Raw genomic sequence first — 23,328 nt, 5'->3', positions numbered from 1 at the left:
TTGATTTTTTAAAGATTTTAGAAAAATCAAACAAAATCCACATCCACACTAAAGGGGTATTTCATAAGGAAATGTAAGGCTTCTGCAATCGGCAGATCTTCGAACAGAACCCGATGGAGATTTTCGGTAATGGGTGCACGGATTCCGGCGGTTTTGATAAACGCATCTATGATTCTCACGGTGTTGACACCCTCTGCTACCTCATCCATCGTGGAAAGGATTTGGTCTAGAGTTTCACCTTTTGCCAGTCTGAACCCAACGGTAAAGTTTCGGGAATCCACCGAATTGCAGGTAGTGACCAAATCACCCACTCCAGCTAATCCAATAACAGATTGCACGCTACCTCCCAAGGCCTTACTTAGGTGGACCATTTCCACCATTCCTCTGGAAATCAACAGGCCTTTTGCATTTTCACCCAACCCCAATCCGGCAATAGCTCCTGCAGCAATGGCAATAATGTTTTTGAGCACTCCGCTCAGTTCCACTCCAATAATGTCCGAATTGCCATATACCTGAAATTTTTCTGATCGCAATAGTCGTTGCCCTTCCAGGATTACCTCGTTGTATTTGCTGGCAATGACAGTAGCCGCAGGTTGGCCAAGGCTTAGTTCCTTTGAAATATTCGGTCCAGCCAGACATCCTACCCTCACAGAAACAGTCTCCTGAAGGATAACTTCGCTCATTGTCAGAATCTGGCTTCTCCTTAATTTTTGAACTGTCTCCAGACTTTCACCTGGACCTAGATTAAGCGCCAAGCCTTTTGTACCATGAATGATCAGGTGAAACGGATAAAGATGCGGTGCAAACCTCCTCACCACATCAACAAATGCAGCAGAAGGAACCATAAAAAAAAGAATATTGCATGACCTGCACAGTTCCTCCGGATCAAATGTTGCCTGGATGGATGGGTTAATTTCTCTCCCGGAAGCAGTATGGACAGAATTGATTTCCTCCACAATTTCTTCCTTTCGGGCATAGACCATTACCTCATTTTTCTCAGCAAGCATATTGGCAATGGCAGCACCGAAACTTCCCACGCCTACTACCCCGATTTTCTTGGGCTTAGAAGAGTTTTTCAAGGCCATATCCGTGTAGTCTGTTGTGGTAAAAATAAAGCAAACTCATATCCTCCGTGACAATGTTCCCATCCTTATCACGAATCAAGGGACGCTTGGCATGATACATCCCTACGTTGTCCATCCCATGAGCGATGATTTCATCCATGGTTCTTTTCAAGTGCGGAGCTGTATCGATTTTTCCTTGAGCTTTCAATTCAAAAACCCTGTCCAAAACCATCTGACAGACTGATTTAAACTCTTCGTACGGAATGAAAATATCCTCCTCCGGAAGTCGGATCAAGTCAAAAAGATCGAGCTTGTTAGTCTTGGCCTTGATCAGCTCAAAAGCAACAAACGCCACCAAATGGGAGCTAAACACCCGGTTGATTTTATGAAACTCCTCCACAATCCGCTTCCCAAGCATGTTGGTATATTCTTCCTCACGCTGCTGGTCGATGGTGATTTTTCCGTCTGAAACAAAATAATCTCGGGTATCGATCTTCCTTCCTCTTTTATCCAAGCTATTTCCATCCTGATCCACATAATTTCCGAGGACATCCATTGCCTTCCCGATAGACACTGAGATATCAGAGCCTTTTGTGAAAAATTTCACAAGGAATTTTGAAATCTTATACGAGGTGGAAAATTCGTCGCTTTCCTTGTAATAGCGCTCCTGACCGGTCTGACTCAAGTGCTCCTGAATCAATCCCGGAGCCTCGAGGACAAAGTGATAATTGATCGTCACCGGAACGATAAATACCTTTCCGGAAATGTCATTTAAGCCGTTTTGATAATTGGCGCGCTGAGCCTCTATGGCAGTGCTCAAAAGTCCCAACTTAAGTTTGGACTCAATCATACCACTTCGTGATCGGGTTCCTCCAGGAAAAAACAAACTGTGGCAACCAAACTGAATAGCCTCTTTGGAATAGGTCTTCAGCGTCTCGAGATACATCAGGTTTTTCTTTCTTCGATCCACCTTGTAGGCCCCGAGCGCATTCATGAAATAGGCAAAAATTGAAATATTGAAGAGGTTCAGCCCTGCACCGTAGATAAAAGGTGGCATTCCCAATACAGAAATGATCCAACCAATCAAGATACTGTCCAAGTTGGAAAAGTGCGTCGGCACCATCACTATGGTCCCTTTGGTGGCTAGATCCCGGATTTGATCTGTCTGACCGGTAATCTGGATTTTATCCTGTAGGGTGTATTGATTACTGAAAATCGACTTAAAACCTTTCACTCTTGCCGCATTCAGCAATCGGGAAAAACCATAAGTCACTACACTTCTGGTAAACTTGTAATGGGAAGCTTTGAAGTTGGAAGCGATTTCTTCCGAATATCTGGAAGTGATCCGGTGAAGAACTCCCTGGTAAGCCTGGAATCTTTTGGCTTTGTCCAGCGAAGAATCTGTGTTGATTTGGAGCAACGAAGATCTTACTTCGTTCCAAAAAACACTTTCGTCATCCGGATCTACTGCCCACGGATTTTGTTTGATCCGGAGTTTTTCCCGGTAAAGAGTAGTCTCCAACTCCTCCTTCAGAATTTCAGGATTTTTCCCCGTGAGGCCCAAAATCCTGGACTCGGCCAGATCAGCAACCTTTTTTACAAATTCTTTACGCTCCCGAGCCAATTTTACAACCGGCCATTCTTCCTTGCTGGGAATAATAGGATCGTACCGATGCTTGATGTAGTTCTCGTCCAAGGTGGAAGGCTGGTTAGGAAAGGGTCACAAAGATAGAAAAATTGAACTTTCCAATGGAAATTGATTGGAAAGGGAAATTGATCAGGACTTTGATCGAACGAAAAGAGACACAACTGCCGAAGTGATCAATCCCATAAATGCAGCAAACATCAGCGATTGGTGAATGTAATTCATCAAAGTAAAATGCCCCTCTGCTTCCTCCTGGGACATCATTCCCTTTTCCACTGAAAGCCGGATGATGTTGGGAAAATACTCAGGGGATATATATTCATGGGAAATATACTGACTCAGCGGTGTCAAAATGATGACTATTAAGGTGATCAGCAGCCCGGAAATAAATCCCTGTAGGTAGTTCATCTTTCCTACATAGAAATTTCGCTTTTTGTCCATCAGAGCAAGTACATAAATCGCTATGGCGATAGGCGCATAAAACATGGTATAAGTGGCATGTTGTTCCAAATGGACATCATGCCAACCCATGGTCTTTTCGAAAACCATCCAAATAAGACCTGACAGTATAAACAGGACTCCCCACTTGATTTCAATTTTGAGGTTTTTCATAGTGCTAAGGTTGATTTTGGGTTGGAGTGACAAGTAATTCATACAAATTACAAAAAAGCTCAAAACGATCCGCCATTTGAAGTGTTAGAAGAGGAGTAGGTCGTAGAATCACTTGCCCATGAGCTAAAGGGTATTATTTTTACGACATCATTCCCTAATGAAAGCAGACCTCAAACAAATACAAGTCCCTATTGAGGCCGAGATGGCCCAGTTCGAGCATAAGTTCCGGGACTTTATGAAAAGTAAGGTCAAACTCCTCGACCACATCACCAATTACATTGTCAAGCGTAAAGGCAAGCAAATGCGGCCGATGTTTGTTTTTTTGACTGCAGGAGTATGTGGCTCAATCAACGAATCCACTCACCGTGGTGCTGCGCTGATAGAATTACTCCATACAGCCACGCTGGTTCATGACGATGTGGTAGACGACGCCAATTATCGCCGGGGATTTTTCTCGGTCAATGCACTTTGGAAAAACAAAATCGCCGTTTTGGTCGGTGACTACCTTCTTTCCAGAGGATTGTTACTGAGTGTAGATAACGGTGATTTCAACCTGCTTAGAATTGTTTCCAATGCAGTCAAGGAAATGTCCGAAGGAGAATTGCTACAAAGCTACAAAGCTCGAAAGCTTGATGTAGACGAGGAAGTATATTACGAGATCATCCGCCAAAAAACAGCGAGTTTGATTGCTTCCTGCTGCTCAGTTGGCGCTTCCAGTGTGGGAAGTGATGAGGCTGTTATCGAAAAAATGAGACTCTTTGGAGAAAAAGTCGGAATGGCATTCCAGATCAAAGATGACCTTTTTGATTTTGGAGACGATGAAATCGGTAAACCAGTAGGCATAGACATTAAGGAAAAGAAAATGACCTTACCGCTGATCTATGCCTTGAGAAATACGGATTGGCTGACAAAACGGAAAATTATTTACCTGATCCGCAACCGCTCAGAGGACAAAAAAGCCGTCAATGAAGTCATTGATTTTGTCAAAAAAAGCGGTGGGCTGGACTACGCTAAAGAAAAAATGGATGGATTCTATCAGGAAGCCTTGGCAATTCTCAAGGAATTTCCGGATTCGACTTATAATACCTCATTAAGGGATTTGGTGAGCTACACCATTGAGCGTAGAAAATAACCAAGGCTGTTTTTTCTCTTTCAAAAGCCTACTTACAGATTAAAAAACTAGATCCTTTGCCTTTACTAAAAAAGGAATCTCAGTGGTTGTAAACTGAAAAACACAGCAATTTAATTCTCCAAAACACTGATCGCTTTTACAAACCTCTTGCTGTAACCCGGTTGTTTGAGGCTTGAAATCGTTACCTGCATCTCTTTGCTGGATGAAGCGTGAATGAATTCAGTTTCCATCCCGTTTGGAGTGGTTACAATTCCAATGTGACCGATGGCATTTCGGGTCGGGCTCAAAAAGACGAGAATGTCTCCTTTTTTTACGCTGTCAATGGATATCTCTTTTCCAAAATTGTCAAATTGGGAAGAGCTTCTCGGCACCTCAATGTCAAAATTTTTGAAGACATAGTAGACAAATCCTGAGCAATCAAAACCCTCCCTACTTGTACCCGCATACACATAAGGTACCCCCAATAAATCCATCCCAAAGTCCTCCAAGCTGTCTCTTAATGCTCCATGGTTTTCGGTAGAATCCATTGGTTGGGTCGAGATCGCAATTTCCGAGCTTACCGGAACGCTTTCAATTTCTCCCGAAAAACCGAAAGCGAGAATAATTCCGGCACAGGTCAATACCCCAATTGCAGCTGTTATTTTAAGAATTCTCCTTTTTTTGAATTTCATTTTCCGGTTTTCCAACTTTCCACCAACAAAAACCTGCCGGCCCGGCCTCAAATCACCAATGGGCAATTCATCTTTCAGCTGTTTTACAAACTGCTCATTGGTTTGATTCGTTCCCTTTTCACAGATTTGCTTTCTCAGGCAATTATTATCACTGTAATTACTACGATTAAAGCAGTTTTACTCACCTTGGCCTCATTGCCAATCAATGGCACTTTAGCCTTAACTTGATGTCAAAAAGTCCAAAATTAACTGTACTTCAAATGGCAAAGATCCTCTGGTCTTTTCTGATATTCTTTGGTATCCACCATAGTATTTTTTCCCAAGTTTACTCGATCCCGAAAGACACCAAACGAATTGTCTTCCTTGGAAACAGCATTACATACAACGGAAAATTTGTCACCTACATTGATGCCTACTTGACCCTTCGCTATCCGGAAAAGAATCTGGAAATCATCAATGTGGGCCTGCCCAGCGAAACTGTCTCAGGCCTATCAGAACAGGGCCATGCCGATGGAAAATTTCCAAGGCCTGACCTGAGAGAGCGTCTTGATCGGGTATTGAAGCAACTCGAGCCCGATTTAGTGATCGCCAACTATGGAATGAACGACGGAATTTATCTTCCCTTTGACGAAGAGCGATTTGAGGCTTTCAAGAAAGGAATGTCTTGGATGCATCAGACCGTAGAATTCTCTGGTGCAGAAATTATCCACGTCACTCCTCCGGTCTATGATGAAAGGAAAGGTGCCGCCTACTCCAATGTCTTGGATATGTATTCAGATTGGTTGGTCAGCCGTCGCTATACCCAAAATTGGAAGGTGATCGATCTGCACTGGCCCATGAGAAAAGGATTGGAGGATCGTCGAAGCCTAAATCCTGAGTTTGCTTTTGCCAAAGACGGCATCCATCCCGATGAGTCAGGGCACTTTTTGATGGCAAAAATCCTCCTGCTTGGACTTGGTGAGGAAGTAAAAGAAGCATATTCCATCGAGGAACTGTTGGCTCCTTTCCCAATGGGAATGCAGGTGCTCCCCCTGATCGAGCAGCGACAGGAAATCCAAAAACTGGCTTGGCTGAGTGCAACCGGGCACATTCGCCCGGGAATCCCGGAGGGGCTTTCCATCAAACTAGCTCAAGAAAAAGTAGCAGCAATCAATCTGGAGATTCGGACAGTTTTGGGTAATTGATTTGAATGGGAATGCAAAAATGTTTGCAAAAGGAACAGCAACTTTTTGGACCGAGATGCTAACCGGTGATAGCATCAAATGATACTATCACCGGTTACCTTTAGGAAACTAAACCTTCCAAAAACCCTTTAAACTCCCCAAAGCTATTTCCAATAGGGAACACCTTTTTTTCGCCTTTTAGAAAAGCTGCCAATCGTTCCGGCAACACCAATTTTTCTCCTAAAGCCTCTTCGACTACATCCCGGAATTTTCCCGGATGGGCGGTCTCCAAAAAGACGCCTACATAACCGTAATTCGACTCCATAAAATCCTTCAAGCCCAAGTACCCCACTGCCCCATGCGGATCAAGGGTATAGCCCTTTGGTTTCACAGCCCGAATGGCTTCGACCGTTTGAGAATCGGTGTAAAAATATCCTTTAACTTTCTCTCTAAATAGCCGCTCATCTCCACTATATAAGGCCTGAAGCCTTGGGAAATTACTTGGATTGCCCACATCCATGGAGTTGGACACGGTGGGAACTGATGGCTTGGCTTGGAAAGGAAAGCCATTCAAATACTCGGGTACGACCTTGTTCACATTGGTCGCTGCCACAAAATGATCAATCAGCAAGCCCATCCTTTGTGCCAAAATACCCGCTCCGATATTTCCAAAATTCCCGCTTGGAACGGCAAAAACGACCTTTTTGCCATTTTTAGGCAATCGGGAATAGGCATAGAAATAGTACAAACACTGGGGAATCCAGCGGGCGATATTGATCGAATTGGCAGAGGTAAGGAGCAGCTTCTGGTTTAACTCCTGATCCAAAAAGGCCTGCTTCACCAGCGTCTGACAGTCGTCAAACACCCCATCCACTTCCAAAGCAGTGATGTTTTGCCCCAAGGTGGTAAACTGCATCTCCTGAAGCGGACTGACTTTTCCCTTTGGAAAAAGGATTATCACCTCAACCCCATCCACTCCCAAAAACCCATTTGCCACAGCGCTTCCGGTATCTCCGGAAGTTGCTACTAATACTCTGACTTTCTGGCTTCGCTCACTTACCAACATGCTCATCAGCTTGGAGCAAAACCGTGCACCAAAGTCTTTGAAAGCCAAAGTTGGTCCGTGAAACAGCTCCAAACTGTACACATCTTCCTCCACCTTCACCAGCGGTGCATCAAAAGTCAGGGTGTGATCCACGAGTTCATGAATCTGCTTTTCACTCAAATCCTCCGAAAACAATGCTCCGATCACTGCATAGCCTATTTCACGAAAAGTCATTTCTGACATCTTTTCAATCAACTCCACCGGTAATACAGGAATCCGTTCGGGCATGTAAAGACCATTGTCCGGAGCAAGTCCTTTTATGACCGCCTCGGCGAGGGAAACTTTATGTGCAGGATTGTTGGTGCTGAAATACTTCATAATCTTACTTTTCTTCAAGGATATAGGCTCCGCGGATGTTGATGGCGGAGTGGTAGGCATCGACTCCCAACCCAATGGAGTCGTAGACTTGCTGAGCTGCTTTGATGATGGATTCGGATACTTCCGCCCCTTTGGATAAGGCAAAAAGTGTCGGCCCCGAACCGGAAATCCCCATTCCCAAAGCTCCTGCGGCTTTTACTGCCTCTTTCACTTCGTAAAATCCCGGTATCAAAGTCGCCCGATAGGGTTCGGCAATGACGTCCCGAAGTGATCTTCCGATCAGATCGAAGTCCTCCTGAAAAAGACCCGCGATTAATCCAGCTACATTTCCCGATTGAATCGTAGAATGCTTCAAAGAAACATTGTCCCGTAAAACTGACCGGGAATCCGATGTTTTCAATTCAAAATGCGGGTGCAAAAGCGTGCAATGCAAACCATCCGGCACGTGAAGTTTGATTACGTCTAGCGGGTGGTAATCCCGAATCAGGACAAACCCACCAAGTAAACTCGGCGCAACATTGTCTGCATGGCCAGCACCACAGGCTGCCTTTTCAGCTGCGATTGCAAAAGGAAGAAGGCTTTTCTTTTCAAAAGGTTCACCAAGCAGATGATTTGCAGCAACCAAAGCTGCTACAGCACTTGCTGCACTGGAGCCCATCCCCGAACCTAAAGGCAGACCTTTTTTCAAATAAATATCCATCCCTACCTGCTTATCCATTTCATCCAACATGGCCTGAATGGCAACCGCACAGGTATTTTTCTCCACTTCGTAAGGAAGCCTTCCCTCATCCCCCTCGATAGAAACCACTTGGAGTCCAGGTTCGTCCCGTAAGCTGATTTCCACTACATCGCCCATAGCATCAATGGCAAATCCTAGGATATCAAATCCGCAGGACACATTGGCGACAGTGGCCGGCGCAAAAGCTTTGACCGATCTCATTATTCCCGGGTGTAATTACCGATGCGGATCACATCTGCAAACACTCCGGCAGCAGTCACATCTGCCCCGGCACCTGGACCACGGATAATCATCGGTCGGTCATGGTATCGGTCGGTTGTCAACAAGATCATATTGTCCGACCCTTTTAAACTTGAAAACGGATGCGATTCAGGCAGAGACTTCAAGCCCACTTTGGCCTTGCCGTCTTCGAGAGTAGCCATAAAGCGGAGCTTTTCTCCTCTAGCCTTGGCGTCTGCTAACAGCTTACCGAAGTCTGCGTCGTGTGCTTTGAGCTTTTCAAAAAACTCATCCACTGAAGCAGTCACCCGACAATCTGCAGGAACCATGCTTTGGATGGTGATGTCATCAAATTCCAGCTCCTGTTCAGCTTCACGGCCAAGAATCAAAATCTTTCGGGCCACATCCATTCCACTCAAATCGTCTCTTGGATCAGGTTCGGTATACCCTTTTTCCTTGGCAATTTTCACTACTTCGGAGAATGGCGCTCCATTCTCAAGTTCGGAGAAAATAAAGTTCATTGAACCACTGAGCACCGCTTCAATTCGGATCACTTTGTCACCGGAAAGCATCAAATCCTGAAGGGTATTGATGACCGGAAGGCCCGCTGCCACGTTGGTTTCGTATAGAAATTTCACTCCGCGACGCTTGGCAATCCGCTTCAATGCGCGATACTGATCCATTGAGCTGGAATTCGCTTTTTTGTTGGGAGTTACGATAGCCACTTTGGCCTCCAAAATTCTGGAATACGCATCGGCCACATCCTGGCTAGCCGTGCAGTCCACAAAAACGGAGTTGGAGAAGTTCATTTCTTCCATGGTTTGGATGAATTTCTCAAGATCCATCTTTTGATCCCCTTCGCTAAGCTGGTGTGGATGCTTCAGGTCAAAACCGTCTTCGTGGAAAGCCATGTATCGACTGTTGGCCAGACCATGGATTTGCACATCGAGCTCGTTGTCCTTGAGCAGCTTATTTTGTTGGGAAGCAATCATCTTCATGAGGGCCTGACCGATCAGACCGGTCCCTACCAAAAAGACGTGCAATACTTTATTTTCTGATAGGAAAAATGCCTCGTGGAGGGCATTAAGTGCTTTTTGGAGATCAGGCTGAGGAATCACCGCAGAGATATTCAACTCGGAACTCCCTTGGGCAATCGCTGCAACGTTGATGTTGTTTTGACCCAAAGCACGGAACATGCGTCCGGAAGCTCCCGGGTTTTGCTTCATGTTTTCACCAACTACAGCGACAGTGGCCAAGCCGTGAAGCAAGGAAACGTGATCCATTTCCCCGGATTTGATCTCGTAGAAAAATTCCTTTTCGATTGACTCTTTTGCCAAATAGGACTCCTGAGTCTTGATCGCCAAACAGATACTATGCTCGGAAGAAGCTTGAGAAATCAGGACAATGTTGACTTTTGCTTCTGCCAATGCCTTGAACACACGACTGACTGTGGCTCCACCCTCCATCAATCCCGCACCCTGTACAGTCACAATGGAAATATTGGACATGGAGCTAATCCCCTTGATGAGGGCACCATGGCTGACCTCACCGTTGATGAGTGTACCTGGATTTTCAGGTTCAAAAGTGTTTTTGATATAAATCGGGATGTTTTTCTTCATCGCCGGCTGCATGGTGGCAGGAAAAATCACTTTTGCTCCGAAGTGGGAAAGCTCCATCGCTTCGTTGTAACTCAGCTGAGGAATAGTGAAGGCAGTATAAACCAACTTGGGATCCGAGGTCAACACCCCCGAAACATCTGTCCAAATCTCCAAATCCTTCGCCTCCAAAGCCCCTGCAAAAATCGCAGCGGTGTAATCCGAGCCAGAACGACCCAAGGTTGTGGTCTCGCCTTTCGCTGTGGATGCAATGAATCCGGTGATGACTTTTACTCCAGCATGTTTTGAAAAGTATTCTTTAATCTGTGCATTGGTCACTTCATAGTCCACCCTTGCCTGACCAAATCGGTCGTTGGTACGGATGACTTCCCTCGCGTCGACAAACTGTGTCTTGATGCCCTTTCCGGCCATTGCTTCTGCCAAAATGAAAGCAGAAAGTCGCTCACCAAAGCTGGCTACATAGTCAAGTGTCCGTGCGGAATTTTCCTTGATCAGAAAAATCCCATGAAAAAGGTCTTCCAATTCCTTGAAACGAACCTTGACATAGGTCATGACTGTAGACTGATTTTGCACAGCAATCAGCTGTCGAACGATGTCCAAGTGCTTTTCCTCCAAAGTCTGCAGAAGGTCTCTGTAGGCTTGATCACCCTCACGTGCCAATCGGGCAATGGTCAAAAGGCTCTCCGTGACTCCGCCAAAAGCTGAAAAAACTACGGCAATTTCGTGCTGCTTGAGCTTGTCCTGTAGAATGGAAAATACCTTACGGATGTTTTCTGGGTTCGCAACGGATGAACCTCCAAACTTGATAATTTTCATGTGTTTATCTATTTTTTTCAAAAGCCACATGAATTCGAACATGATTAACAATCATCAGGCTGTGTGAAGTCATCGTCATGCTCGATTTCATAAAATGCTAGGAAATGAATGCGGGAAACTTAAACTGGCCTTAATCAGGCCTCAGGGGCGAGTACTCAAAGATGACGACGGGTCACCCCGTAATCATGGTGGTCATACCTGTGGTCACAGTAAAAAAAACAGCAGCGTACGTTCCTACCCGAGGAAGGATATTGTTATTAAAAATTGAATTAGCTGCAAGTACCATGACTGGATGATTGACCGGACAATCTTACAGCGAAAAAACGGATTAGCCAAACAAAATCATAGACTTTCTCTGTTTTTTTAGAATTTTTATAGTGTACAACCAGAAATATTAACCTTTTGATAATGGAATTTAATCGACATACCCCTTTTTAAAAAGGATAGAAAATATTTAGATCCACTGGATTTGGTTAACTTAAGAAACCTTTTAATTCAAGTTTTATGAACCAGTTACGTTTTTTTCCTGTGGGTCTTATGATCCTTTTTTTGGGTGGTTGCAGCAGTTCTGCAAGCCTCAATCCACTTAGTCTACTCACCGGAAACACTTGGGAGCTTTCGTCACTGATTAACAGCGGAATTGACACGAACAAGTTCAGTTCAGGCATCCCCACGCTAAATTTTCTTGAAGGTGGCAAACTGGCTGGATATGCCGGGTGCAACAATTTTTCCGGCGGATTTTCCTTGGAGGGCACAGGCATCAAACTCGATCCTGGGGCAATGACTAAAAAAGCTTGTCCGGGAACAGGAGAGGACGAGTTCATCTCCGCTTTCAGTAAAGTCAAGAATTTTACGGTTGGAAAGGAAAAGCTCACCCTGATGGAAGGAACCACCGAACTGATGAGCTTTGTCCCCAAAAAAGACTAATTCCCGATCAAACCAATTCTTCGATCAGGTGCATTTTCCCACGGAAATTCACCTGATCTTTCTTTTTCTTTCCAATGAGCAATTCGCCCAGTGGGGAATTTTTACTAAGCAGGAAAACCTTGGTATCATCCACTTTTACCTGACCAATGCTGATGGCAATCAAAAACCAATCATTTCCCAATTTGATCAAAGCTCCCTCCTGCACTGACGGTGGGGTTTCTTTGATGGTTTGCAGACGGTAAAGTTCTTCAATATCCAACTTTCCTTGCTTCAGCTGGCCTTCAATGTTGACCAAATCCTGAGTCATGGTTTCACGACCTGTTTCGTACTTATCCCCAGCACTATTCTTCTCTTCCTCAAGGATACTTTCGATAATATTTTTGCGCTCCTCAGTCAATAAAGCTTCTTTTTGCTTCAGTTGAGTCAGGGCAGTTTGATAGACTTTCGCTTTGAATTCGTTCATAATTTTTACTCTTCACAAGGTTCTTTTCTGCGTGTATCGATGATGTAGACAATTTTCCAGCCTTCTGCCATTTTCACGAGCTGGAAAGAATTGACTCCACAGTGGCTGAAATTGCCATTGAGGTAAAATCGATATGGGGTCCAGGCAGATGCCATAGTCCCGTCAATTTTGATTTGATAGTCCAAAATTCGCTCGTCGAGATTGGTCTCGGCAGGTGTTGTCGCAATTCTTTTTACAAAATCAGCCACTGCATTGCTCCCGACTTGACTTCCTTCCGGCTTGTTAATGACGGTTTGCATCATTGCCTCCGGAGCAAAAGCTGCTGCTACCTGATCGGCATTTTTTGCTCGCATTCCATCAAACATGCTTCGGATCACGGCTTCCACTTGCTCCTCATCTGACTGGGAAAAAGCCTGAAAACCAAAAAACAATCCCAAAAAGACAGTCAGCAAAACTGATTTTTTCATCCGAGTCATGTTATACACCTCCATAAAGTTTGAATGTCATATTTCGAAGCGCAGGGGTATTGACAGCATAGTGCATGGCCTCTGCAATATCATTTGGATTGACCCATTGACTAAAATCAGCATCCGGCATGGCTGCTCGGTTGCCTGCCGTGTCTATAATACTTGGCACAAAAACATGGGTTCTAATCTGGGTATCTTTTACTTCCTCGGCTAGAATTTCTGAAAGGGAAATCACCAATTTTTTACTTAACGAATACGCGACGGTTCCCTTGGCACTTGAAAGCTCGAGCGCGGGTCTAGCTCCAACGAAGAGGAAAGTTCCTTTTTGCTGTTTTTTCATAATGGGAAGAAAACCCTGAACCAAATGAAATGCGCTGAAGAAATTGAGCTGAAACATCGACAGCAACTCTTTTTGGGAAGTAGACTCAATAGTTCCCATCGAAAAGCCTCCCACAATCATTGCGATCGCATCAAGGTCATTGTATTGCATCTGAAACTCTCTTACGAATTCAAGGACAGCGTTTTCGTCAGTGACATCCACTTCATAAGAATCATCCGCTTCTTCCGAAATCTCATCATGGCCGGGTCTAAGTAGTGCAATAACATGGTAACCCTCCCGCTTGAATTTCTCCACTACGGCTGTTCCAAGAGCTCCCGCTGCACCTGTTATAATTATATTTCTACTCATCTCTGGTCTGATATCATTTCGATAATTGCTAAAATTAGGCTTTATTTTTCGATTGAAGCATGAATCACATCAAAAGCACCATACAAGTCAAAGAGAATGTCCGCAGAAGAAACTTTGCCATAAAACTGCTGGCATTGATTGTTTTGGAGATTTTTTATGAAGGCGACACCTTTTTGACACCCATTTTGGAGAAATATGAAATTTTGAATCATGTGATTCGATCGCTGATTTTCCTGGTTAGTGCCAACCTGATCATTTCTCTAGGAAGAATAATTACCCTTAGAATCTACCTTCAACAGCGGGAGGAAGCTAAAGTGCAGCCAAACTTTGTGATTGGGATTGACCGAATTTCCTTTTTGCTTAACAGTATCGCAGTCCTTATTTCTCTGATGTTAGCCTTTGGAATTCGGCCTTTGGAATTTTTGACCAGTATTACCATTGTCGCAGCGGCCATTGCTTTGCTGACAAAAGATTACATCACGAGTATCGTCAACGGATTGATTATGATGTTTTCGGACCAGCTGGAAATCGGAGACAAAATCCAGGTTGGAAGGCACACCGGTTTCATAAGGGACATTACCTTGATTAACCTAGTTTTGAAAAATGACTCCGGAGAAATCATCCTGATTCCAAACACCATGGCTTTGACCATGGATGTCGTCAACTTTTCCAAAAACAACACTCACCAGGTAATATTTGACTCGGAAATCTCCGCGAAAAGCGAAATCCTACTCTATCAATTGGAGGAGAATCTCACGGAACTTTTGAAAAGGTATCCCGAGATTGTTTTTGCAGAGGGAGCACAACTCAATGTCATTGAGCGAAAGGCTGAGACAGTACTGATAAGGTTTCAATTCCCGATTAAAACCGGGGAGAAACCCACCGAGATTTTAGTCAAAAAAGTTATCAATCAAGCCTTGATCGACTGGATCCATGAACAGCGAAAAGCCTAATTACTTTGACTTGGTCTACCAGGTAGTCCGGGAAATCCCAAAAGGCCGAGTTACGAGCTACGGGACGATTGCTCATTATCTTGGACTGAAAAGTGGGGCCCGGATGGTCGGTTATGCCATGAATGCTGCCCATGCTATGCCTGATATTCCGGCTCAACGCGTGGTGAACAGGCAAGGGCTATTGACGGGTAAAAATCATTTCGGCACTCCTACACGCATGCAGGAATTGCTGGAAGCGGACGGAGTAAAAGTGGAAAATGACCGGGTGATTGATTTTGAGAAAATCTTCTGGGATCCCGATAAAGAACTTGGCCTTTAGGATTTCTTTCGGAAAAGGTACAATCCCAAAAACATCAACAACCCATTCAAAATCAAGGCTTCAAATCCAAACTTGTAGCCCCAAAGCAATCGCTCCGAATTCTGGCTAATCAGGTAAGTAAGGAGTGGTGAGACAACAGCAAGGAAAGGAACAACCCGATCCTTAACTTTCAATTGGGTAAAAAGGCCGAAAGAATAAAGTCCCAACAATGGACCATAGGTGTATCCGGCGATGACAAACACCGAATTGATTACGCTTTGGTCATTTAGCCAGTAAAACGACAGGATCAACAAGTAAAACAAGCCTGTGAAGGCAACGTGGACTTTCTGGCGGATTTTCACACGCTGTTCCGGCCCGTATTTTTTTTCGACTTCCAAGAAATCAATGCAAAACGAGGTGGTCAAGGCTGTCAAGGTGGAATCCGCACTGGAATAGGCTGCGGCTATTATTCCAAGCACAAATACGATTCCTGCAAATGCAGAAAAATGCTGCGTCGCAAGCAGTGGAAAAAGTTCGTCCGATTTCCCCGGAAGAGCAATTCCCTTAGACTCGGCATAGAGGTACAACATCACTCCCAGTGAAAGGAAAAGCAAATTCACAATCACCAGGATGATTGTAAACCAAAACATGTTTTTCTGGGCATCACCGAGATTTTTGCATGTGAGGTTTTTTTGCATCATATCCTGGTCAAGTCCTGTCATCACGATGGTGATAAATGCTCCCGAGACAAACTGCTTGAAGAAATTGGTTCCTGCTTTCCAGTCCCAATTGAAGATTTCAGACCGGCTATCCTGCGCTACAGTAGAGATGTATTCTCCCAAACTTTTTATCCCTAAATCCTGACCGATCAGCACGATTGTAATGATCACAGCGCCCAGCATAAATGCAGTCTGAAGCGTATCGGTCCATACCACTGTTTTGATTCCACCTTTATACGTGTATAGCCAAATCAAGCCTACCGTAATCAATACCGAAACCCAAAAAGGTATCCCCAGCGAATCAAACAGAATCAGTTGGAGGACGCTGGCTACAAGGTAAAGTCTTAATGAAGAGCCAAGTGCGCGGGAAAGAATAAAGAAAAATGCACCGGTCTTGTAGGACCAAAAGCCAAACCGATCCTCCAGGTAGGAATAAATTGAGATCAGATTTAACCGATAATACAGCGGCAAAAGGACTTTTGCTATCGTGAAATACCCGAGGATATATCCCAAAACAACCTGGAAGTAATAGAAGTTAGTATTTCCGACTTCCCCAGGCACCGAGATAAAGGTCACGCCGGAAAGTGAAGCTCCAATCATTCCAAAAGCGACAAGGAACCAGGGAGACTGCCGATCACCGGTGAAAAATGTTTCTGAGGTGACTTTACGGGAAGTAAAGTAAGAAATTAAAAAAAGTACAAGAAAATAGACCGAAATGATCAGCAGGACTACTTGGGAATTCATAAAGCAAGGATCTGTTGGTCGCTAAGTTGTCCATTATTCTTAATTTTGCAAAATGAACCAACTAAGCATCACCCTTCCCTACATTGAGGAATCCGAAATCCTTCTGGAGGATTTGCTGGATCAGGAAGCGCTGGATCTTGTCGTTTACAATGATGATTTCAATACCTTTGAACACGTCATCCAAGTGCTGATGAAAGTGTGCAAGCACAGCCACGAACAGGCTGAACAATGCACCTTGATCATTCATTACAAAGGAAAATGTGCAGTAAAAAAAGGCTCTCGAGAGGAATTGAAGCCGATGTGTGAGGCCATTCTTGATGCAGGCATCCAAGCCGCAATACTTTAACCAAAAGCTCATTGAATTTCCCATCCAAATTGATTGAAGATGCAGTCACCGAAATTTCCCGACTCCCGGGAATCGGAAAAAAAACTGCCTTGAGATTGGCATTGCATCTCCTGAAACAAAACGAAGCTGTAACAGAGGCTTTGGCCCTTTCGATCACTCGGATGCGGGAAGAAATCCGATACTGCAAGAATTGCCATACTATTTCCGATCAGGAATTGTGCAGCATTTGTCAAAGCCATCGGCGTGATCACTCTATCATCTGCGTCGTCGAGGATATCCGCGATGTCTTAGCCATCGAGAATACCAACCAATATACTGGGCTGTATCATGTCCTGGGAGGAGTAATCTCCCCGATTCAGGGAATTGGGCCGGAAGAGTTAAAAATCGAATCCCTTCTGGATAGAGTTTCAAAGGGTGAAGTACGGGAGATTATTTTGGCACTTTCTGCAACCATGGAAGGAGATACGACTTCATTCTACCTTAGCAAAAAACTGAAAGAATCCGGGGTGAAAGTAAGCACGATTGCAAGGGGCATTCCAGTCGGCGGTGAGTTGGAATTTACCGATGAAGTCACCCTAGGGCGAAGTATCCTGACACGAATTAATTACTCCCAAGAGTAAAGATTTATTTGCGTGGAAATATTCCCGTTCTATATTTGCACTCCGTTATGGGGGATTAGCTCAGTTGGCTAGAGCGCTACACTGGCAGTGTAGAGGTCATCGGTTCGAATCCGTTATCCTCCACGTTTAAAGACAGTTTTCGGACTGTCTTTTTTTTAACCATTTTTTCTATCTACCATGTACTTTGTCAACATCCTTTTTTTTACAGAGACCAACAAATACTACGTCGGTTCCACAGACAAGGTAGAGGCTCGACTCAGGCATCATAATTCCTGATCCACACCATCCACTAAATCCGGAGCTCCATATTAGAAAATAAGGTTTGTTGAAACACTTCCTGTTAAATCCACAGAGCTAAAAAGAGAATTCGAAATCAAACGCAAAAAAAAGCAGCCAATACATCGAATGGCTTATCTCTTCAACCCCACCAATTGCCTAGAGCGTCCCGCTAGCTAGTGGGAAGATCATCGGTTCGAATCCATTATCTTCCACCTAAGCTTTTCAGAAATGAGGAGCCTCCTCTTTTTCTAAATGTCGATTTTTTTAAGTACACATTAATTGGCTAAAAACCCAGTTACGGTTTCAAGACTTTAGCATCCTGCAAATCATCTGAGGCATTCCAGTCCTTCTGGAAATTATTTCTAAAATTTATTAGAAATCAGAGAAGGACTTCGCTAAAACGCCTATTCCCTCAATCATAAAATCTCCATTCATTTATAAAAAAATACAATTTATTTAACCCATTATTTAATCGCCTTTTTTACAAAAACATTAAACATGATTTAACTCCATTTACAATTTTCTATTTTAGGAATATTCCACAATAAAAATGGAGAGCACTGTAAAACAAAGGAGAATTTTTATAATTGCTTTATTTATAATGGCAATTACAAATTCTTATATACTTTTTGCACAATGCCCACAAAACAATTTCACGGTAACTGGTTTTCAATTAAGAAACCAAGCAGGTCAACTTTTCAGCGTAACTGATAATTATGAATTGGGTCAACCTGTTACCGGAGAACTTTGGGTGAATTTTGGTGGATCCACCACCAATGGCTACAATATGCTTATGTTTTATGATGTATTTAGAAATGGAATCAGAACTTCGGATGATCAATACGATTGCCTTTTCTCAGGAATCCAAGTAGTCCAAAATACCTGGGTGAAGGTGAGAAACTTTAATTGGAACTGGGGTGATTTGATCGAAATCAGGGACATTTTTATGTATTGGGAAACAGGAACTGTAAAACCAAATACCACATGCATAATTAGCAACAAGAACAATATAAACTCGCAGTGTTATGGAAACCCATCAGGGTTTACAGCAGCAGTGCCCTTGTTTCCAAAGTTTGATTTTGCCAGCAATGGAATATGTAACACAACCATACAGTTTACAAGTCAAACCATTGGAGGAACACCTCCATTTAACTATACATTCCAATGGAATTTTGATGGATTAGGAACTGCAGTTGGACCTAATCCCGTGTTCAACTTTCCTGGTTCGGGAACCTACACCATAGGCTTAACAGCAAATGATGGAACCACAATTACAACTATTCAAAAGGACATTTTTATAGACCCAAATTTTGGAATTCAGGTTGACATATTCCCTACCAAAATTGATGACAGTTCTGGAATCATTTATGTGCAAAGCGTCACAGGAGGAACTCCCCCCTATACATATTCCTGGACTGGACCTAACGGATTTACGAGCACTTCTGAAGATATTTTTAATTTAAGTAATGGAACATATATCCTGACTGTAACTGATAGCAACGGCTGCCATCAAACCGTGGAATACACCCTAGACATTGCTTCCATTCTGGGATTTAGCTGGAAAAATTTTGAAGTGGCAGCCGAAAAATCCCAAATCCGAATTAATTGGGAAGTAAACAACGAACAAGAAGATTGTATTTATGAAGTCGAGAGAAGCAACGGTGATGTAAATAACTTTACTTCAATAGGATCTTTAAAAGGCCTTGGGAACATTAATTCAGTTTCTAATTATTCATTTACTGACAAATCTTATGCTGCTTACGAGGATACTTTTTACTATCGGATTGTCCAAAAAACCAAGTCAAGTGCAAATTATAGTCCCATCAAAATGGTTCAAAAAGAAATCCTGCTGAAAAGCCAGGGCTCATGGCATGCATTTCCAAATCCCTCCACAGACGGAAGAATTCTACTGAAAAATATGGATGAAGTAGGGGCAGTAAAAGTCACACTCGAATTGTTCAATTCAACCCAACTTGCACAACCCAGAGAGTTTGTATTGGATAGTTCTGGCATCATTGATTTGGCATCCCTTTTTGGTCCTATTCCTAGAGGCCTTTCAATTTTAAAAATTCAATGGGGAGCAAAAATTGAAACCCTCAAGTTGATCGGAGCAAAATAGATTTAATACTATTGAAAGATCCGATTTAGCGTATAAATCCTGCTTGAAGTAAACTTCCCCTTTTCAATTTTTTTTCTTAATCACCGATTTGAATGAATTAATCACCCGCCGGCTTCATTTATATTCCTCCTCTGCAAAATTGAAGTTCGTCTGTCCAGAATGATGAAAAAGTCCGATCTTTAGCTTAGACTTAATTATTCAAACCCATGAAAAAATCTCTGATTTTATTCTCTCTGGTTGTTTGGCTTACATCCTGCGCCTGTGAACCGGAGGACATCGCGAGGATCGCCTTTAGCGGAATGGAAAACATCATGGGAGAAGGATTCATGCCTTCTGAAGAAATCAGGGCTATGGGTGAATTCCAGGGAATGAGTGTGAACCTGGGCCAATCTTCCGTAAACGGAGAAGTGGAATCCACCATTTTTTTGCGGCTTGAAAACGGTGATCCGAAAATTTTGGACCGTCAGCCAGAGGTTTTGGCTCGAAAATGCGCTGAAATCTACCTTAGTGGTTTTGAAAAGTCAGTTGATTATCAAAAAATCACCGTGCAGTTCGTCCAAACTGACCCCTCCAATCCTGAAAATATCGCCATGCAGGAATATACCTTTGACGTCACAGATTTTTAAGCCAGACCTCTGCTAATGAACTTCAAAGCAATTTGCACAGATATCGACGGCACTTTACTCAATTCAGAACGGGATCTCTCACCTCGACTCAAGGCAGTAATTCAACTGTTACCTCAAGACTTTCCCCTGATTTTGGCGAGTTCCAGAATGCCTGATGCCATGCGGCACTTGCTTTTTGATCTCGGAAAACCCTCCGAGCCTATTATTGCCTACAACGGTGGGTTTGTCCTCGATGGGAAAGGCAATGTCCTGGATTCGGTTTGTATCCCACTGGAATTGGTGTCAAAAATCCTGGACATGACCCGCAAAACTGATATCCACGTGAGTTTGTATCAGGGGGAAAACTGGTATGAACCTAAACCAGATTATTGGGCCAAACGGGAAATTCAAAATACTAAAGTTGAACCAACCTGGATGTCTGGAGAGGAAGTGCTCGACCTCTGGGAAAAAGACAATTTGGGAGCACATAAAGTCATGGTCATGGGTGATTCAAATGAAATCAGCTGGCTTTTCGGGGAGTTGCATTTCGAGCACGCAAAAGACCTGCACCTTTATCGGTCCAAGGATACTTATATTGAGATTGCCCCTCGAAAAATCTCAAAAGCCACTGCTCTAAAACTGGTTTTGGATCATCTATATGACTTTGGTATGGAGGAGGTCATCGCCTTTGGAGACAATTACAATGACATAGACTTGATCCAACGTGTGGGATGGGGTGTAGCGGTTGCCAATGCCAGACCGGAGGTAAAGGCTGTAGCCAAAGAAATTACACTCCACCACAAAGAAGACGGGGTGGCAGCAACACTTGAGAGAATTCGAGATTTGAAATTCGAGATTTGATCCTAAGTTTTTATCAAAGGATACCTGACCCATCTTCGACCTCTTCGATGGCTTGGCGCAGAAAATCATTGAACGGCTTCATCCGACGAAATCCATCCATCGCAAAAGTCAAAAACGCTCCGGATTCTACCGCCTTTTCCGAAATAGGATGTGAAACGGTGAAGCTTTTTAGCTTTAGGTACTCGATGTAGGGATGATCCGCTCCGTATTCTCTTGGGCTGGTTTTGAGTTTCTCACCTTCGATCCCAGGGAAAAGTTTTTTGAATTCCGGGTCATTCTCGATCTGCTGGAGTTCGACTCCACTGTAGTCGATTTCCTTTCGGATTTTCTTCAGGGTATCTGCTTCTGGCATCCAAATTCCTCCCGCCAAAAAAGAATTTCCTGGTTGAATTTGCAGGTAGTATCCAGGACCTGGGGATTTTTTTCCTCCAGGAGAAAAGTAGACTCCGAAATTAGTTTTGTAGGGATCTTTATTGGTAGAAAACCGAACATCCCGATTTTGACGAAACACACAATCTTTTGGCTTGAATGCTGAAAGTTCGGGTTCCAGTTCGGTCAGTTCCTTAAGCAAAACGTCAACATCCTCCAGAAATCTTTCCTTGGTTTCCAGGTACCATTTCTTATTGGCATCCATCCATTCTTTATGGTTGTTTTTGGCCAGTGCGGAGAGGAATTCAAGATAGGGACGCATAGTTAACGATGGATTCAAAAGGTTAAAGACACCAAATTCTAACCTCCTTTTTGAAGTTAGGTTCAAATAAAATCTACCAAGGTCTCCAGCTTCATGCCACGGCTACCTTTGATCAAGATCAGGTAATCTTCCAGCTTGCTATCTTCCAGCCAATTTCTAAATGAAAATGGATCAGGAAAATAGAATGCTTTGGGAGCTTTTTCCAAAGCAGATACAATCAGATTCCCGGTAAAACAAACTTTATCAATCGGATATTCACTGACAATTTCTCCCAACCTACGGTGCTCCGCTTCGGAATGCTCGCCTAACTCAAACATGTCTCCGAGAATGATCATTTTATACTTCTTTCCTGTCATCTGTCCGAAAGTACGGATAGCCACCTCCATGCTGGATGGGTTGGCATTGTAAGCATCAAGAATGATTAGATTGCTCCGCTTCTCGATGAGCTGGGAACGCATATTTTCAGGTTTGTAGTTAACAATACCCTCCACCGCTTTTTCCATTGGAACTCCAAAAAACTTCCCGATAGTTAGCGCATTGGCAATGTTTCCAAAATTGTAAGCACCAATCAAGGAGGTCAGATGTTCGCCTGCCACACCCTCCACTGAAAACTTCACGAACGGGTCTGCTCCCAAAAACTGCACCTCGCAAAAATCCCCTTTGGCTGGGTAAAGCACCGGATTTTCAAAGCGCTTGATCATGTTGGACAGGATCGGATCTTGGGTATTGATGAAGACTGTCCCCTGGTTTGCACGAAGGTGCTGATACAATTCTGTTTTGGTCTTTAGCACTCCCTCAGGCCCGCCCATCCCCTCGAGGTGAGCCTTCCCAATATTGGTGATAAAACCATGGGTAGGTTCGGCGATGTCGCAAAGTTCCTTGATATCGCCCTGCTTGTTGGCACCCATTTCGATGATCGCGATTTCGTGTTCTGGCTTGAGGCGAAGCAAGGTCAAAGGCACCCCTATGTGGTTATTGAGATTCCCATTAGTCGCTAGGGTATTAAATTTTTGCTTCAAAACGGCATGCAAAAGCTCTTTGGAAGTGGTTTTTCCATTTGAACCAGTCAAACCGATCACCGGAATGTTGAATTTTCTGCGGTGGTAAGTAGCAAGGTTTTGAAGCGTCATGAGCACATCCTCACAGATAAAATAGCGCTCGTCATCCTCTACAAAATACTTCGCTTCATCAATCACCACCGCCGAAGCGCCCATTTCCAAGGCTTTGGAAGCAAACTCATTCGCATTGAAATTCGGGCCTTTCAGTGCAAAAAAGAGGTTGCCTGGATCGATTTTTCGGGTGTCAGTACTAACGCCTGTACTTTTCAGAAAGAGTTGGTAAAGGATATCGAGGTTCATTTTTCCGGAAAATTTGCCACAAAATAACGCATTCGGTACATCTTTGCGGAGCCCGATTCGTTTTATTTTGGAGCCTGATTTCCCCTTTGC

General features: G+C 43.7%; 24 protein-coding genes and 1 tRNA gene. 12 read left to right on the top strand and 13 right to left on the bottom strand.

Going from position 1 to position 23,328, the window contains the following annotated elements:
- Nucleotides 1-26 precede the first annotated feature (26 nt).
- From D0X99_RS08440 to D0X99_RS08430, 3 genes are all read right to left on the bottom strand, one after another.
- The gene (locus D0X99_RS08440; RefSeq protein WP_119477235.1) at nt 27-1,085 is read right to left on the bottom strand and encodes an NAD(P)H-dependent glycerol-3-phosphate dehydrogenase; all 1,059 of its coding nucleotides are present in this window, start codon (nt 1,083-1,085) and stop codon (nt 27-29) included.
- On the bottom strand, nt 1,063-2,760 hold the full coding sequence (locus tag D0X99_RS08435; RefSeq protein ID WP_119477234.1) for a 1-acyl-sn-glycerol-3-phosphate acyltransferase: 1,698 nt from the start codon (nt 2,758-2,760) through the stop codon (nt 1,063-1,065). The genes D0X99_RS08440 and D0X99_RS08435 overlap by 23 nt, the downstream gene beginning before the upstream one ends.
- Nucleotides 2,761-2,841: 81 nt before the next feature.
- Nucleotides 2,842-3,321 carry a DUF4199 domain-containing protein gene (locus D0X99_RS08430; RefSeq protein ID WP_119477340.1) on the bottom strand — a complete coding sequence of 160 codons (480 nt, stop codon included), beginning with the start codon at nt 3,319-3,321 and terminating at the stop codon, nt 2,842-2,844.
- Nucleotides 3,322-3,478: 157 nt separating this feature from the next.
- On the opposite strand from D0X99_RS08430, the gene D0X99_RS08425 reads away from it, so the two are divergent.
- The gene (locus tag D0X99_RS08425) at nt 3,479-4,453 is read left to right on the top strand and encodes a polyprenyl synthetase family protein (protein ID WP_119477233.1); all 975 of its coding nucleotides are present in this window, start codon (nt 3,479-3,481) and stop codon (nt 4,451-4,453) included.
- Between the two features lie 110 nt (nt 4,454-4,563).
- Here D0X99_RS08425 and D0X99_RS08420 read toward each other — a convergent pair whose 3' ends face one another.
- Nucleotides 4,564-5,124, bottom strand: a complete 561-nt coding sequence (locus tag D0X99_RS08420; protein WP_147392208.1) for a C40 family peptidase — start codon at nt 5,122-5,124, stop codon at nt 4,564-4,566.
- A 260-nt stretch (nt 5,125-5,384) separates the two neighbouring features.
- On the opposite strand from D0X99_RS08420, the gene D0X99_RS08415 reads away from it, so the two are divergent.
- Nucleotides 5,385-6,308, top strand: coding sequence for an SGNH/GDSL hydrolase family protein (locus D0X99_RS08415; RefSeq protein WP_199708041.1), 924 nt, complete (start codon nt 5,385-5,387; stop codon nt 6,306-6,308).
- A gap of 100 nt (nt 6,309-6,408) precedes the next feature.
- Here the strand turns inward: D0X99_RS08415 and thrC are convergent, their stop codons facing one another.
- Genes thrC through thrA form a run of 3 tightly spaced genes read right to left on the bottom strand, consistent with a single transcriptional unit; the run spans nt 6,409 to nt 11,100 of the window.
- Nucleotides 6,409-7,710 (bottom strand): threonine synthase, encoded by a 1,302-nt coding sequence (thrC, locus tag D0X99_RS08410; protein WP_119477230.1) that lies wholly within the window; start codon nt 7,708-7,710, stop codon nt 6,409-6,411.
- A 4-nt stretch (nt 7,711-7,714) separates the two neighbouring features.
- A complete protein-coding gene (locus tag D0X99_RS08405; protein ID WP_119477229.1) occupies nt 7,715-8,650 on the bottom strand; it encodes a homoserine kinase in 936 nt (311 codons plus the stop codon).
- Nucleotides 8,650-11,100, bottom strand: a complete 2,451-nt coding sequence (thrA, locus tag D0X99_RS08400) for a bifunctional aspartate kinase/homoserine dehydrogenase I (protein WP_119477228.1) — start codon at nt 11,098-11,100, stop codon at nt 8,650-8,652. Before thrA ends, D0X99_RS08405 begins: the two co-directional genes overlap by 1 nt.
- Nucleotides 11,101-11,604: 504 nt before the next feature.
- Here thrA and D0X99_RS08395 point away from each other — a divergent pair.
- Nucleotides 11,605-12,027 (top strand): META domain-containing protein, encoded by a 423-nt coding sequence (locus tag D0X99_RS08395; RefSeq protein WP_119477227.1) that lies wholly within the window; start codon nt 11,605-11,607, stop codon nt 12,025-12,027.
- 7 nt (nt 12,028-12,034) lie between these two features.
- Here D0X99_RS08395 and D0X99_RS08390 read toward each other — a convergent pair whose 3' ends face one another.
- Genes D0X99_RS08390 through D0X99_RS08380 form a run of 3 tightly spaced genes read right to left on the bottom strand, consistent with a single transcriptional unit; the run spans nt 12,035 to nt 13,645 of the window.
- A complete protein-coding gene (locus D0X99_RS08390) occupies nt 12,035-12,490 on the bottom strand; it encodes a hypothetical protein (protein WP_119477226.1) in 456 nt (151 codons plus the stop codon).
- A 5-nt stretch (nt 12,491-12,495) separates the two neighbouring features.
- Entirely contained in the window at nt 12,496-12,957 is a 462-nt protein-coding gene (locus D0X99_RS08385) for a nuclear transport factor 2 family protein (RefSeq protein ID WP_119477339.1), read from the bottom strand.
- Nucleotides 12,958-12,967: 10 nt separating this feature from the next.
- Nucleotides 12,968-13,645, bottom strand: coding sequence for an SDR family NAD(P)-dependent oxidoreductase (locus tag D0X99_RS08380; protein WP_119477225.1), 678 nt, complete (start codon nt 13,643-13,645; stop codon nt 12,968-12,970).
- Between the two features lie 59 nt (nt 13,646-13,704).
- Here D0X99_RS08380 and D0X99_RS08375 point away from each other — a divergent pair, with 59 nt between their 5' ends.
- Together D0X99_RS08375 and D0X99_RS08370 are read left to right on the top strand one after the other, a co-directional pair.
- Nucleotides 13,705-14,598, top strand: a complete 894-nt coding sequence (locus D0X99_RS08375; RefSeq protein ID WP_119477224.1) for a mechanosensitive ion channel family protein — start codon at nt 13,705-13,707, stop codon at nt 14,596-14,598.
- Nucleotides 14,579-14,917: an MGMT family protein gene (locus D0X99_RS08370; RefSeq protein WP_119477223.1), complete on the top strand. Its 339-nt coding sequence runs from the start codon at nt 14,579-14,581 to the stop codon at nt 14,915-14,917. Before D0X99_RS08375 ends, D0X99_RS08370 begins: the two co-directional genes overlap by 20 nt.
- Here the strand turns inward: D0X99_RS08370 and D0X99_RS08365 are convergent.
- Nucleotides 14,914-16,359, bottom strand: a complete 1,446-nt coding sequence (locus D0X99_RS08365) for a sodium:solute symporter (RefSeq protein WP_119477222.1) — start codon at nt 16,357-16,359, stop codon at nt 14,914-14,916. The genes D0X99_RS08370 and D0X99_RS08365 overlap by 4 nt on opposite strands.
- 52 nt (nt 16,360-16,411) lie before the next feature.
- On the opposite strand from D0X99_RS08365, the gene D0X99_RS08360 reads away from it, so the two are divergent.
- The 7 genes from D0X99_RS08360 to D0X99_RS08330 all read left to right on the top strand — a co-directional run bounded on the left by D0X99_RS08360 (nt 16,412) and on the right by D0X99_RS08330 (nt 21,189).
- Entirely contained in the window at nt 16,412-16,705 is a 294-nt protein-coding gene (locus tag D0X99_RS08360; RefSeq protein ID WP_119477221.1) for an ATP-dependent Clp protease adaptor ClpS, read from the top strand.
- Nucleotides 16,706-16,716: 11 nt separating this feature from the next.
- Nucleotides 16,717-17,325 (top strand): recombination mediator RecR, encoded by a 609-nt coding sequence (gene recR / locus D0X99_RS08355; RefSeq protein WP_119477220.1) that lies wholly within the window; start codon nt 16,717-16,719, stop codon nt 17,323-17,325.
- A gap of 49 nt (nt 17,326-17,374) precedes the next feature.
- A tRNA-Ala gene (locus D0X99_RS08350) sits at nt 17,375-17,448 on the top strand.
- Nucleotides 17,449-17,502: 54 nt separating this feature from the next.
- Nucleotides 17,503-17,601 (top strand): GIY-YIG nuclease family protein, encoded by a 99-nt coding sequence (locus D0X99_RS20755; RefSeq protein WP_119477219.1) that lies wholly within the window; start codon nt 17,503-17,505, stop codon nt 17,599-17,601.
- A 604-nt stretch (nt 17,602-18,205) separates the two neighbouring features.
- Nucleotides 18,206-19,723 (top strand): PKD domain-containing protein, encoded by a 1,518-nt coding sequence (locus D0X99_RS08340; protein ID WP_158587691.1) that lies wholly within the window; start codon nt 18,206-18,208, stop codon nt 19,721-19,723.
- Nucleotides 19,724-19,929: 206 nt separating this feature from the next.
- On the top strand, nt 19,930-20,349 hold the full coding sequence (locus D0X99_RS08335; RefSeq protein ID WP_119477217.1) for a hypothetical protein: 420 nt from the start codon (nt 19,930-19,932) through the stop codon (nt 20,347-20,349).
- 15 nt (nt 20,350-20,364) lie between these two features.
- Entirely contained in the window at nt 20,365-21,189 is an 825-nt protein-coding gene (locus D0X99_RS08330) for a Cof-type HAD-IIB family hydrolase (protein ID WP_119477216.1), read from the top strand.
- Between the two features lie 13 nt (nt 21,190-21,202).
- Here the strand turns inward: D0X99_RS08330 and D0X99_RS08325 are convergent, their stop codons facing one another.
- On the bottom strand, nt 21,203-21,880 hold the full coding sequence (locus D0X99_RS08325; protein WP_119477215.1) for a DUF2461 domain-containing protein: 678 nt from the start codon (nt 21,878-21,880) through the stop codon (nt 21,203-21,205).
- A 62-nt stretch (nt 21,881-21,942) separates the two neighbouring features.
- Nucleotides 21,943-23,238, bottom strand: coding sequence for a UDP-N-acetylmuramoyl-tripeptide--D-alanyl-D-alanine ligase (locus D0X99_RS08320; RefSeq protein ID WP_119477338.1), 1,296 nt, complete (start codon nt 23,236-23,238; stop codon nt 21,943-21,945).
- Nucleotides 23,239-23,328 lie beyond the last annotated feature (90 nt).

It is taken from the genome of Algoriphagus lacus (assembly GCF_003583985.1).
Classification (GTDB): domain Bacteria; phylum Bacteroidota; class Bacteroidia; order Cytophagales; family Cyclobacteriaceae; genus Algoriphagus; species Algoriphagus lacus.
Note: the sequence above shows the minus strand (reverse complement) of the source record. Positions and strands in the feature narration are given on the sequence as shown.